The 14,592-nt window shown below is 41.4% G+C and carries 5 protein-coding genes; 1 reads left to right on the top strand and 4 read right to left on the bottom strand.

All coding sequences use genetic code 11. The features are described from left to right. Positions 1 to 289 precede the first annotated feature (289 nt). From B2V92_RS14735 to B2V92_RS14720, 4 genes are all read right to left on the bottom strand, one after another. Entirely contained in the window at positions 290 to 2,035 is a 1,746-nt protein-coding gene (locus B2V92_RS14735) for a RagB/SusD family nutrient uptake outer membrane protein (protein WP_293309423.1), read from the bottom strand. 11 nt (positions 2,036 to 2,046) lie between these two features. Beyond that, a complete protein-coding gene (locus B2V92_RS14730; protein ID WP_293309421.1) occupies positions 2,047 to 5,136 on the bottom strand; it encodes a SusC/RagA family TonB-linked outer membrane protein in 3,090 nt (1,029 codons plus the stop codon). A 105-nt stretch (positions 5,137 to 5,241) separates the two neighbouring features. Next, on the bottom strand, positions 5,242 to 6,870 hold the full coding sequence (locus B2V92_RS14725; RefSeq protein ID WP_293309419.1) for a RagB/SusD family nutrient uptake outer membrane protein: 1,629 nt from the start codon (positions 6,868 to 6,870) through the stop codon (positions 5,242 to 5,244). Positions 6,871 to 6,879: 9 nt separating this feature from the next. Next, on the bottom strand, positions 6,880 to 9,786 hold the full coding sequence (locus B2V92_RS14720) for a SusC/RagA family TonB-linked outer membrane protein (RefSeq protein ID WP_293309417.1): 2,907 nt from the start codon (positions 9,784 to 9,786) through the stop codon (positions 6,880 to 6,882). A gap of 586 nt (positions 9,787 to 10,372) precedes the next feature. Here B2V92_RS14720 and B2V92_RS14715 point away from each other — a divergent pair. Continuing rightward, positions 10,373 to 14,437 carry a hybrid sensor histidine kinase/response regulator transcription factor gene (locus tag B2V92_RS14715; protein ID WP_293309415.1) on the top strand — a complete coding sequence of 1,355 codons (4,065 nt, stop codon included), beginning with the start codon at positions 10,373 to 10,375 and terminating at the stop codon, positions 14,435 to 14,437. Positions 14,438 to 14,592: the final 155 nt, after the last annotated feature.

The raw sequence follows: 14,592 nt of genomic DNA, 5'->3' as shown, positions 1-14,592 counted from the left end.
TTCATTGGTTCACTGGTCATTAGTTCATTGGTTAATGGCTTATTGGTTAATTGTTTACCCTTCGACTACGCTCAGGGGGTTAATCGTTGGAGCAGTTGTTCCCTTTCTATCCGTTTAATGGTTGATGGTTCATAGCCGCGTTGTTAATATCAATCGCCTAAATCTTAATTTTCTTAACTTCTTAATGGTCAAAACACATTAACCCTTGAGTGAGGAAGGAATCAAATCAGACAGATCTCTCCGCTTCGGTTGAGATGACGCCTGAATAGTCTCCCCATTCAAAATTCCATTACCATCCCGGGTTCTGAATCAGCACTGCACTTTTGTTAATTTCTGATTGCGGAATAGGGAAATAATACATTTGTGGATTGGTAAATCTCCTGGTTTCGAAAGAAAAACGGGCTCCGGTAACGGTAGATCCGCTACGTGTCCAACGCATGCCATTGGCCGGACCATTTATTAAAGTTTCTGCCAGTTTCCACCTTTTGATATCAAAAAATCTAATCGCTTCTTCGTAGGTTAACTCTACCCTTCTTTCGTTACGAATTACTTCTCTCATTTGCTCTTTGGTTAGCTGCGAAGGCAATTGAAATGGCACTAAACCGGCCCTGTCTCTGATTTGTTCAACAGCCTGATACACTTCTGTACTAGGCCCGCTAAATTCGTTAAGTGCTTCTGCGTAATTGAGTAATATTTCGGCATACCTGATGGCCACCAAACCAATGTTATTGGATATTCCAAAATTGCCACCGGCCCCTTCGTGACAAAATTTGCGGTATAAATAACCAGTCTTAGTAGAACCCGAAGTACCTAAACCATCGCCCGGAGCATTGGCGTACAGGTTAACTACCGTTTTGGTGTTAGTGGTATTGTTTAACCACAAGCTGCCATCGTACAATATAGAATAGTAAAAACGGGGATCCCTGTCTTTATACATATCTGCTTCTACATAACCAGAGCCGGCTTCTTTAATATTTTTTCCATTTTTCATCGGATAGGTATCTACCAGTTCCTGGGTTGGATAAGAGTAAGCCTGCCCACCGCGTGAAACCGGAAGCAAAAAACCTTCGTACCACCTGTTTGTAGATTTCATTACCTGAAAAATATGCTCAGGGGTATTTCTGGTAATCATCATCTGATAATATCCATAACCAGGGGCGGTTGTATTATCTTTTACCAAACTATAAATGCCCATATCCATTACCGCTTTTGCAGCATCAGCGGCCAGTTTCCATCTGTTGTTATCTAAATTATCGTAACCCGCCAGGTTTTTATTGGCACCTGTACCGGGATTTTGCCCGTTAAAAAGCGGACTGGCAGCAAGAAGTAAAACTTTTGACTTTAAGCCCAACGCAGCACCTTTTGTAGGCCGTCCGAAATCTTCAATTTTTGTGGTTACAGGCAAAGCTGCACAGGCATCCAGCTCGCTAACAATATAATTTACCGTTTCGGCAAATGTTGATCTGGCTAAGCCAAAATCGTCGGTTATGGCGTAAACTTTATCGCCAATAACCGGTACGCCACTGTAATTACGCAACAAATGCCAGTAATAATAGGCCCTCAAAAACCTGGCTTCTAATTTTAAACTTGCTCTTCTGGCGGCAGAAATCGGAGACCTGTCTACATTTGCCAAAAAAACATTTACCCGCCTGATGTTATTGTAACAATTGTTCCAGTGATTTTTAAACCGACTAAAATCGGCCTGACTTTGAAACGTTGCAGAATTAAAGGCAGGCGCTATCTGTGCCGTAGCACCGCTCCATACAATATCCGAATCGTCTGATGCGTCGCTGTACGACCACAAACCACCTCCTGTTAAGCCATTGTCCAGGTAGTATGTTCCGGCTAAACCGGTATAAATACCTGTTAAAAACCTGAATGTTAACAAACTATCTGCAAATACTGTAGCTTCGTTAAGCTGCCCAACATCAGTTTTATCCAAAAAACTATTGCTATCAGTTTTTTTGCAGGCAACAGCACCTATTGCTAATAAACCAACCAATGTTAAAGTTTTTAAATAATTTATATTTTTCATCTGTTTATATATTAGAATGTTACCTGTAAACCAAGGTTTACAATTTTTTGCTGAGGATAGGATGAATAAGCTTCTACCGTTCCTGTAGAATTTATAGACTCGGGATCTACGTCATAAATTTTCAGGTTAAACCAGGTAATCAGATTTGCGGCATTTGCATAAACGCGGGCGTTTGATAATCCGATTTTGTTGACCAGTTTGTTGCTAAAATTATAACCCAGTTCTACGTTTTTAAGGCGGATATAATCGGTTGGGCGTAACCAAAAGGTAGACTGGTCGAAATTGGCACCACCTAAGCGTGGTAACTCTGCAGTTTCCCTGGTTTCTGGTGTCCATCTTTTTAAGTGTATTTCGGAAGGAGTACCGTTAACATTCCCGATCTGGAACATGGTAGATGCACTTAAACTTCCTTTTGCAGCACCCTGAAAAAGTACCGAAACATCGAAACCTTTGTAGCTTGTACCTAACGAAAAGCCGTAGTTGATCTGAGGAATATTAGGGTTACCGATCGGGCCGATATCGCCCTGATCAATCTTTCCGTCATTGTTGATATCGGCATACTTCAAATCGCCGGGTTTAACCGCCCTGCCAACCGATATTGGGCTATTGGCAATATCGTCTGCATCATTGTAGAAGCCGATGCTGGTATACCCATAAATCTGTCCAATAGGCCTGCCGGTACGCATCAGCAAGGGATTACCCTGATTATAGGGTTCATCGCGGTAAATTATTTTATTTTTGTAGATGGAAATGTTTCCTTTAACGAAATAAGAGAGGTTTTCGCTCAGTTTATTCTGGTATGAGAGGTCGAGCTCAAAACCTTTATTATTTACGATACCCAAATTTACCGGAGGCAAAGTAATACCCGAAAAATTAGGAACGGTTTCCCTAACTGTTAAAATATCGTACCTTTTATGGTTAAAATAATCGAAGGTTATCCCTAGTTTACTGTTCAGCAATTTAATGTCTGTACCAATATCCAGCTTACGTTCCTGCTCCCACCTTACATCTTCATTTGCGAGGGCACCCGGGGTAATACCGTACTGTAGCGTGTTATTATCGCCAAACCAGTAAGAATTTGCCGCTGTTGCAGGGGCATTATAAATTTCTTCGTAGATATAACGGTAAGTATTCGGAAAATCATCAGAACCAACGGTACCCAATGAGGCCCTGAATTTCATATAATTGATAAAAGGAACAGCTTTTTTAAAGAAGGGTTCTTCGCTAATGTTCCAGCCAGCACTTACTGCCGGAAATAAGCCATTCCGTTTACTTGCTTTAAACCTATCGGTACCATTATAGGCACCATTCAGTTCGAATATGTATTTCGATTTGTAATTGTATCCCAGCCTTGCCGAATATCCCCTAAAATTTGCAGGAATATTGGCACCCGAAATATCTGCCAACTGGTTGTATACGATAAGACCGTATAAATTGTGGTTTCCAAGCTGGCGGTTGTAATCTAAGATACCCTGCACATTAATCTTCCGAAGTGGATAGTTAGATGTATTGGCATCAAAAGTGGTAGTTGCTGTAAGCGGCTCCAGTCTGCTTAATTCAGGAAAAACAGGATCTAAAACATCCGATCCCGGCAGGTAAGCATAAGTAGGAAAACGCCCCCTGGTTAACGACCGGTTAAACTCTACGTTATTGGTGTAAGCTAAAATTACCCTTGCAGCAAGCCCTTTGGTTAAAAAATCTAAATTTTGGTTAGCCTTTAAATTTAAGTTAAGATTATTGCTGTAATTTCTGTTGTAACCGGCATATTGTAAAATACCAACCGGATTTAACGTTGCAGATTTTCTGCCCCCATAACTCCCGTCTTCGTTTTTTACCGGGTAATTCCATGGATTTAAAAGTCCGCTGCTTAACCTTCTCCAAATAGAAATGGCGCCACCGGCGAGTACATCAGGCAGGTTGGGCTGGTTAATTTCGTTAAACCTTGCCGAAAGATCCAGTTTTAGCGTCAGGGTTTTGGTTACATTTAAATCAACGTTTGATCTGATGTTGTATCTTTTTAAATAATAATTACTGTTAAAATTTTCATCTTTTTGTATATTCTTTAAAATACCGTCCTGGTTAACATTGCCAAGTGCCACGAAATATTTTAAATTCTGCGTACCTCCGGTAATGTCGATATTGTTGCTTTGCTGCAATGCATTTTTACGCATTACCTCATCATACCATTTCACGCTAGGGTACCTGTACGGATCGTCGCCCAACTTAAAATGGTTTAACGCTTCATCGGTAACCAGCCCAGGATAGGTTAGATTGGGGTCTCTGCCTTCATTTACCTCCTGCTCTTTTAACAAGAGTAAGGCATTGTAAGAATCGAGCGGTTTTCTTCTTATGGTTGGGGTTTGCAGGCCAAAATCGCTTCTGAATGTAATTTTCGGGGCAGAAATAGTACCTCTGCGCGTGGTTATGGCAATTACACCATTTGCGCCCTTTATACCATATATAGCTGTTGAAGAAGCATCTTTTAAAATGGAAACCGTTTCAATCTCATTGGAATTTAACTGACTTAACTGTTCGTAGGGGTATTCTACATCATCTACAATTACCAGGGGCCTGTTGGATGCACCGGTATAGGTACTAACCCCACGGATGTAAATATTAGCGGCATCGGCACCGGGCTGGCCACTGGTTTGTTGCTGGAACAAACCGGGTAACCTTCCTGCCAGTGCATTCTGAAAGCTTGCAGCAGGGCTCTGTCTTAATTCTTTACCCGAAACGGTGCTGGTTGCGCCGGCATTGGTGATCTTTTTTTGCGGTGTAAAACCCACTACCACCACCTCATTCAAATTTGAATTATCTTCTTTTAAAACAATGTTTAAAGGCTGGCTGGTAATGGTTACCACTTTTGTAACATAACCTACAGAACTTATAATCAGCCTGGTACTGTTTGCGTCAACTTTTATGCTAAAAGCGCCACTGGTATTTGTGATCACAATGTTCTTTGGGTTTTCCTGTTCGGCAACTGTTGTTGCTATGAGTGTTGTGCCCTTATCATCGGCCACAACACCCCGAACAACTTTGGTTTGGGCGTAAACTAAATTAGTTATTAGCACAAGCAATATTATATTCAGTATTTTTTTCATCTGTATATAGTTTCTTTTTATCGGCACGAAGCCATCCTGATTTTCGTTTCACGCCTGTGATCTGAAAACCGGTATGATTTCAATATTTTATATTTATCCCCTTTATCAGTTAGACCATCCCGGGTTTTGAACCATTTTATTATTGGCTAATATTTCGGCCTGTGGTATGGGGTACCAATACATTTTTGCATCGAAAACAGCATTTGCAGCATTGAAATAAGTATAAGAGAAGGCCGTTCCGTTTTTAGTAATCTGCACACCCCTAACCGGCCTGTTCAATTCAGTTTCGGCGAGTTTCCACCGTCTCAGATCCCAGGTTCTGTGCTCTTCAAAAGCCAGTTCGATACGGCGCTCGTTCTGAATGATTCTACGCAATTCATCTTTGCCAAGTGTGAGCGATAAGCCGTATAGATTATTGGAGCCTGGAAGAATCCCTGCCCTTTTCCTGATCAGAACCAGATTGTTAACGATATCGGTAACTGCCCCGCCCGATTCGTTCAGCGCTTCGGCATGGTTTAATAAAATTTCGGCATACCTCAACAGGATAACGTGATGGGCCTGATTGCTGTAAGCGGTAGAGGTTTCGAATTTGCCCATAAATTTTCTCAGGTAATACCCGGTTCTGGTTTGTGTCCGGTTCCCTCCCGGCTTATCCTGGCCACCATCAAATATTTCAACAGGCCTTCCGAGCCAGTTTTTGCCATTGTGCATAATGGTAGCTGTTAACCTGGGATCACGGTTTAGGTATGGGTTATTTGGGTCGTAAGTGGATCCTGGATCGGAAATCGCTTTTCCATCAAGCATTAAAAATGCATCGACGAGGTTTTGCGATGGGCTGGTTAAGCCAACTCCCTGTAAATATCCGATCGGACCATTGTTGATTTCGATATTTGTATTTAAGGCATTCTGCTTAATAAAAATAAATTCGGTGTTTTTGGTGGCGTTAAAATTGGCAATCCAATCGGTTACCAGGCTATAACCCAATGCTTTCACATCTGCTGCTGCCTGTGCGGCGAGCGTCCATTTCTGGATATTATTTGTGGGATTGTTCAGGGGGCTGGCCGCATACAACAATACCCGCGATTTTAGGGCCATTGCAGCTCCGATGTTCGCCCTGCCCCAGTCTCCATCACTAATGGCATAAGGCAGCAACGAGCTTTTGATGGCATCTAACTCAGCAACGATATAAGCATAACATTCGTCGAGTGTATTCCGCGGTACATTGATATCATCATTGAGGGTAAATACTTTATCACCAATTAAAGGCACACCACCCCAGCGCTTAACAAGTTCGAAGTAAAAATAGGCCCTCAAAAATCTTGCTTCAGCTTTAAACTGGGTTTTTAAAAGGGCAGTTGTAGGTACTATATCTACTTTGCTTAAAAAGAGATTGGCTCTTCTGATGCCCAGGTAATTTTTGCTCCAAACATCATCTGGAAGGGTTGTAGATGATATTCGGCCTGTACGGTAAAATTCGGCCTGGGTGCCTATTCTTGAGGGAACGGCATCATCCGTTCCTGCATCTAAAAAGCTGCCATCAATCCTGTTGTACCAATCGGGCAACAACAAATAGGTTCCGTTTAAAAATTGTTTCGCATAATCGGCATTCTTATCCTGCGGGTCGAAAATTAAGTCGCCAGTGATGCGGTCTAAGGGTTCTGCCTCAAATTTTTTGGAACAACCAAATGCAAATAACAGACAGATTATAGCGAAGTATATTTTATAATTATTCATAATCAAGATTTAAAACTGAAGGTTAACGCCAAAATTGAATATCCGCTGGTTGGGTACATTTCCAATCAGCACTTCCGGATCTACCCCATCTAAAGTTGTAGCGGTTAACAGGTTAAGGCCATTGGCAAACACCCTGATATTGGTAAAGCCAACTAACTTGATGAGGCTGGCAGGTAAGCTATAACCTATTTCTACATTTCTTAATCTTAAATAACTGCCGTTTTTAACCCAGAAAGAAGAAACCTGGCTGTTATTTGGGTTATTACCAACACTTAAACGTGGGTATTTTGCCGCTATAGCGGTAGCGGGTGTCCACCTTAACAAACTGCTTTCTAAGGCTTGTCCATAACCGCCAGCTGCACCGGTTGATGCAAAATTGATAAAGTTGAAATACACATTTCTGTTTGCTGTACCATTTAAGGTAAATGAAAAGTCTAATCCTTTATAATTGATCCCTCCGGTTACCCCGTAAAAGAAAACAGGTTTGGTACTGCCAATTGCGGTCATATCATAAGTATTAATGATACCGTCGTTGTTTAAATCCTTATATCTTATGTCGCCCGGTACCGGAAGGTAACCGTCAACCTTTGGTCCGTTGTTAATTTCTGCAGTACTGTTGTAAAAACCATCAGCCACATAACCAAAAGTTTGCCCTACAGGTTGTCCTGTTCTGTATTCGTAAGCATTTTTTCTGAAAGGTTCATCGTTAAAAACCACTTTGCTTGCGCTCCACGAACCATTTGCAGAAATAAAATACTTAAAGTTGTTGATCTGATTCTGGTATCCAAGTGCCAGCTCAACTCCCGAGTACTGGTTTTTACCCATATTCTCAGGCGGTAAAACAGCTCCGATTACAGCACTTGCATTTGTTCTTCTGGTTTGTAGCAGATCATAATAACTGTTCCTGTAATAATCGGCGGTAAGCCATATTTTATCCTTTAAAATTGAAGCATCGATGCCGATATTAAATTTTCTTGCCTTTTCCCAGGTAATATTTGGATTAGCCAGCGTCCCTTCGTCTTTTGTACCAGAAGTGGTTAGCGGATTTCTGCTGTAAAATGTATCGCCGTTATCAAAATTCTGCAGGTATTGGAAATAACCTGCGGCGGCATTTGTGGCGGTTAAACCATAAGAAGTCCTCAGTTTTAACGAATTAATGGTATTTTTTAAATTAGCAAAGAAACTTTCGTTGGCAATGTTCCAGCCCAAACCAACTGATGGGAAAAAGCCCCACTGGCTACCGGGTTTATAGCGATCGTAGCCCATATACGAAGTGGCCAGTTCAAGCAAATACTTATTGTCGTAATCGTAATTAAACCTTCCACCAAGCGATTGATTAACCTGCGATAAAGCGCCACCCAGCACATAACTGTCGCGGATAAACAGCAACTGGGCTTTAAAAGTATTTTTATCTATTGTTTTATCATAACCCAGATCGAAACGAGAAAATATCTGCTGGTTTAAATCTGTGGGCGAAGAACTATTAGATTGTGTACCATCGCCACCTATTGTTTTATAACTGGTTTGGTTTGTAACAGGGTTTACTACCGGCGAATACACGGCAAAAGATTTACTCCTGTTGATGTTCTCGTTATAGTACGAATTGAAAGATACTGCACCACTGGCATACAAACCGGGCAAAAAGGTATCGAGCTTTTGCATTAACGATATATCTGCCCCTAAATTCCTATTTACCGATGGCCTGTATCCCGATTTTACCGACATCCCATACAGGTTATTCTGAAACTCGGTGTTACCTCCCAGCGAACCATTTTCGTTAAATTTCGGATAGGCATTATTAGGAGTGGTTAATAAAGCACCGTAAATACTGGCTACGGTTGATCCGGGCTGGTTGCTGTTTCTTATTCTTCCGAACAAGCTTACACTGAGCGTTGTACTTTTTGTTAAATCAACATCGATATTGCTCCTGAAAGAATAACGTTTGAAACTATTGTTCGTTTCATAGGTATTGATGGAAGGATCGGTAACTAAAAAACCGCTCTGGCTCAGGTAGTCGAGGTCTACAAAATACCTTACCTTGTCGGTTCCACCTCTTAAATTCAGGTTTTGCCTGCTTACGGGTGCCGTAGCCTTTAAAATTTCATCAGTCCAGTTTACATTGGGATGCGTAAACGGACTTGTACCATTTTTATACTTATCCAAATCGGCTGCTGTATAAATGGGTTGCCGCCCGTCGTTTGCCAGGGCCTCGTTAAATAAGGTGGCATAATTAAATGCATCCAGAAATTTAGGCCGCTCAATTTGCTGCTGAATGCCGTACTGGCTGGTAAAGGTAATTTGCTTAGGCATATTGGCACCGCGTTTTGTGGTGATAAGCAACATGCCATCAGCGGCTTTCATGCCATACAATGCAGTTCCGAGTGCATCTTTTATTACTGAAATGCTTTCAATCTGTTCGGGGTCGATGCTTAGGTACGAGCGTGGTACACCATCAATCACTACCAATGGCGTTCTTCCCCTTAATGATATGGCCGGCTCGTCGGATCCCAACTGGAAATTATTTTGTACCACGTACAAACCAGGCAGTTTGCCGTACAGCATTAAGCCAACCTGTGGGGTAGGAAAACTCTTCAGCTCTTCCCCACTTACGGTAGCCGAAGATTGAATCCTTTTTACATTTTTTTGTGTTCCGAATAGAACCGGAACATCATTACCGGGCAAAGTTACCGCTACAGAATTCCGGAGTTTGGTTCTCAAAGAATCCCTCAATTTCGACAATGAATCGTTGGGGGTTCGTTTATTATTTTTTCTTTCCGATGTTGGCACCTGAAATTCCCTGCTTTTTAAAGCGTTATCATGGTTGGTGAATGCCAAAACATCAGCACCGTTTGCCAACAATAACAGCACTCCAAACAGCGTCGTCCATTTTATAATCGAAGTATAAGTTCCGTTCATTTAAAATAATTTATTTTGTTTATAATTTTAGTGATGCAGAAAAAATTACCCTTAACGCTTAGCGTAGGTTTTATTTATCCGGCATCGTAACAGCCAGCATTATTTTTGCATGGCGCATTATTTGCAAGCAGCTGCTCACACTTAATTTATTGGTATAATGGGTTGGATTTATGCTTTAAGGATCAGAAGTTTTAATTCGATTCCTGCAAATGGTAAACGGGAAAGCGGGTATATGCATAGCGGCATGATGCCCCGTTGGTTAGGGTTAAATTTCATTGTTTGGTTATCTTTTTGGTTGGTTGATTTGATTAGTCTGTTTAAAGTCCAGAGCAGACTGTAATTTTTTGTGGTTAGCTTTTCTTCATATTATCTGGTTTGGTCAGTATTGAATTGATTAGTTTCTGTGCCACTGGTTATTGTGGAATAGTTAGCTCAATTTGGTTAATCCAAAACTGACATATTAATCACTCAAAAAGGTCGAAAATTGTAAATGAAAGGGTAGAAAAACGTCAATTCTGCCATATTTTGATCAATTCGCACTATATTTAGAGTGAAATACAACAATCCCCAAATAAAACTAACCGAAATGATGAAGCTGCGTTTTAGCGCAATAGCATTCTGCCTGCTGCTTTTGATATGCACATCCCTACACGCCCAAAAACCGGTTGTATTTAACCACCTTACAATGGAAAACGGACTGTCGCAAAACTCGGTGATGGCCATTGCACAGGATAAAAACCAGTTAATGTGGATGGGTACGCGGCACGGACTGAACCGCTATGATGGCTACCGTTTTAAAATTTACAGCAACAGCTCGGATAACCACAACAGTATTTCGGATAATGTGGTTACTGCACTATTGAACGACAGCAAAGGACGTTTATGGGTGGGCACCGAAAATGGGCTGAACATTTACAATGAAAAAAACGACCGTTTCTTCCGCATCAGCAGAAAAAGTTCGGCAAAATCTTTCAGCTGCGATTCGGTAGAATGTGTGTACGAAGATTCCAAAAAAAATATCTGGATCGGCACCTATAATGGCATAAACCTGGTAATTGATGCCGAAAAACAGATATTCAAAAAATTTCTCTTCGATAGGAATCGTAAAACAGGTATCAATTACATCCTTTCGGTAATTAGAGACGACCAGAACAACCTTTGGGCAGGTACCTTTAACGGTTTGGTGCGCATTTATCCGGAAAAAGGCAAATACCGTTTCGAAATTTTCAGGCACAGGGCCAATGATCCGAACAGCATCAGTTCCAACGCGGTAAAAAGTATGGTAATCGATAAGCAAAAACGGCTCTGGCTGGGTACTTATAATGGCTTAAACCTATTCGATTATAAACATAAAACCTTTACCCGTTACCAAACGAGTGCCACCGATATAAACGCGCTGGTAAATAACGACATCAGAAAACTCACCTGTGATAAAACCGGCAATATCTGGATCGGCACGCAGGAAGGGTTGAGCATCCTCGACCCCAACACACGTAAATTCAGCAATTACCGTTACGATCCGGAACAGACCAGTGGTTTAAGCCAAAACTCCATCCACAGTATTTTCCAGGATTTAAATGGTTCGATGTATGTGGGTACCTATTATAAAGGTGTTAATGTGGTTTATCCGTCATCTACCCCATTTACGGTATACCGGAATTCGAAAAAGCAGCCCGGTTTGAGCAGCAATATTGTGAGTGCCATGGCCGAAGATCATTATCATAACCTCTGGATCGGTACTGAAGGAGGTGGCTTAAATTATGTAAACCGCAGTAAAAACACTTTTACCTATTACAAATCGGAACCAAATAACGGCCATGGACTGAACTCGAACCTGATCAAAACCTTATACCTTGATAAAAACGGGCAGTTATTGGTGGGTACGCACCGCGGTGGCCTATATGTATTCAATCCAACCACGCAAAACTTCAGGAAAATAACCAATGTAAAGGATGTAAAAAACACGCCGGGCGGTTCCGAAGTAATTGCCATAATGGAAGATAGCAACGGAACGGTTTGGGTAGGCTCAAGGGATGGATTATCAACTTTAACCAAAACCAACGGTGTATACGCCAACGCAACGGTTAAAAGTATACTGGAGAAAAGCTTAAAGGACAAATATATCCAGGTGATTTTTGAGGATAATGCCAAAAATATATGGATCGGAACCAAGGCCGGATTATATGTTTACAATCCAGCATCAAAAAGAATTGCCCCCTACTACCAGAAGAAAGCCAATACGGCAGGTTTAACATCCGATATCAATTGTATTGTGCAGTTACAGAACGGCAATATCTGTGTGGGTACAGCATTAGGTGGCCTGAACATTTTCGACAATAAAACAAGGAAATTCAAAAATTACAGTGAAAAAGATGGTCTGCCCAACAACAATGTATTTGGCATAATAGAAGATGATGAACGGAATTTATGGATCAGCACCAATAAAGGTTTATCCAAATTCCTCACCGCGAAAGGAAAATTCATCAACTATACGAAAAGCGACGGACTTGCAGGAAACGATTTCAACATCAGGTCGTTTTTAAAAGATAGTCGTGGCCAACTGTTTTTTGGTGGATATGATGGTTTAACAGCTTTTTACCCAAAACAGATCGATATCAATAAAAACATAGCTCCGGTTATCTTTACGGAGCTCAAACTATTCAATCAGCCTGTTGTGGTAAACGGTACCGATGGTATATTAAAGGAAAACATTAAAAATACCAAACAGATTACCTTTAAACACTACGAGAATAATTTCAGCCTCGATTTTGCCCTGCTGAACTACATTAAACCTGAAAAAAACAGCTACAGTTATATCCTAAATGGCCATAGTAAAAACTGGACAAAAACCGATATCCCAAGTGCAAGTTATGCCGATCTGCCTTCGGGCAATTATACTTTTGTGGTTACAGCAAATAATAACGACGGAAACCCGGGCAGTAAAGCTGCTTTCATAAAAATTACCGTACTCCCACCCTTTTGGGCAACCTGGTGGGCCTATCTTATTTACCTTGCTTTCTTTTCGGGCTTATTGTTCCTCATTGTGCGTTATCTTTTTGTACGTGCACTGTTAAAACGGACCGAAGATATCCAGAAAATGAAACTGAATTTCTTCACTTATGTGGCCCACGAAATCAGAACACCACTTACCCTGATCCTCGGTCCGCTCGAAAACCTTTCCAAAGCGTATCAGACAGATATCGAACTCAACAGACAGCTCATCCCGATAAAAAACAACGCAAACAGGTTAATGCGTTTGATTACGGAACTGATGGACTTTAGAAAAGCCGAAACCGGGCATCTTACGCTTCATGTTACAGAAGATGATATTATCGGATTTATCAACGAAATCTTCATCTCCTTTTCCCACTTAGCGCAAACCAATGATATTAAATATGATTTTACTCATGAACAGGAAAACATTTACCTGTTTTTTGATAAGCGACAGCTCGAAAAGGTATTATTCAACCTGTTATCCAATGCTTTTAAATTCTGTGATAAAGGCGGCCAGATTTCAGTTTCGGTTCTCGAATCGAATGAGGAAGTAATCATCAGCATTTCGGATAACGGCGTAGGGATTCCGGCAGAAAGCCTGAAAGGTTTGTTCAGCGATTATTTTCAGGTAGATGAACAACAGAGCCAGATCGGTTCAGGCATCGGCCTTGCATTATCCAAAGCGATTGTTGAAGAACACCAGGGAAATATTTCGGTAGAAAGTAGTCCGGCCGAAAATGGAACACGTGGGTTTACTAAATTCACGGTGAAGTTAAAAAAAGGTAAATCTCATTTTAAAACAGCACTTTTTGATGGTGTAAAAGATTACGAAGCTCATCCCGATCTCTATACGCAACAGGAAGAAAAAGCAATTGCGGTTTTAAGTCGCGAAAAAGAAACGGATCCTACTACCGAAACCATTTTGGTGGTGGAAGATAATAGCGAAATCAGATCACTGATCACTTCTTTGGTAGGCAGTAATTACCAGGTTGCCGAAAGTGAAAATGGTTTACTGGGCTGGGAAACGGCTGTAGAAACATTGCCAGATCTGATTATCTGCGATATTATGATGCCGGTAATGGACGGTATTGAACTTTGCCGTCGACTTAAACAGGATGAGCGGACGAGCCATATTCCGGTGATTATCCTTACGGCCCGTTCATCGCACATCCACCAGGTGAGCGGTTTAGAAACCGGTGCCGATGCCTATATCACAAAACCTTTTAGTCCGGAACTGCTGTTGCTGAACGTACGCAATTTACTCATATCGCGACAGGTAATGCGACAAAAGTTTTTGAAACATATCCACCTGCCTGCTAAAGACCTTACCATTAATGCTATCGACGAGGCTTTTATGCAGAAACTGCTGGGTTACATCGATCAGCATATCGCTGATGAAGATTTCGGCGTATCGGAACTGGCTTCGATGATCGGGATGAGCAAACCGGTGCTCTACAAAAAAATCAGACAGCTCACCAACCTTTCGGTAAATGATTTTGTAAAATCGATCCGCTTAAAAAAAGCCATGGAATTGTTTAAACTGAACAGGTTTACCATTTATGAAGTGGCCTATCAGGTTGGTTTTAGCGATCCAAAATACTTCAGCAGGGAGTTTAAAAAACAGTTTGGAAAGAGCCCGAGGGAGATTATGAAATAAAACACGTCATTTCGAGCGAAATGCAATGGAGCCGAGAACCACGAAGTGCTCAGCGAAGCTAAATCTATCGAGATAGATCTCTCCATTCCACTACGTTTCAGTCGAGATGACGGCACTTCTTGTTAAAGTATTACAAGTGGTTCGTGGGGACACGA

The sequence above is a fragment of the Pedobacter sp. UBA5917 genome, assembly GCF_002432345.1.
GTDB lineage: Bacteria > Bacteroidota > Bacteroidia > Sphingobacteriales > Sphingobacteriaceae > Pedobacter.
Note: the sequence above shows the minus strand (reverse complement) of the source record. Positions and strands in the feature narration are given on the sequence as shown.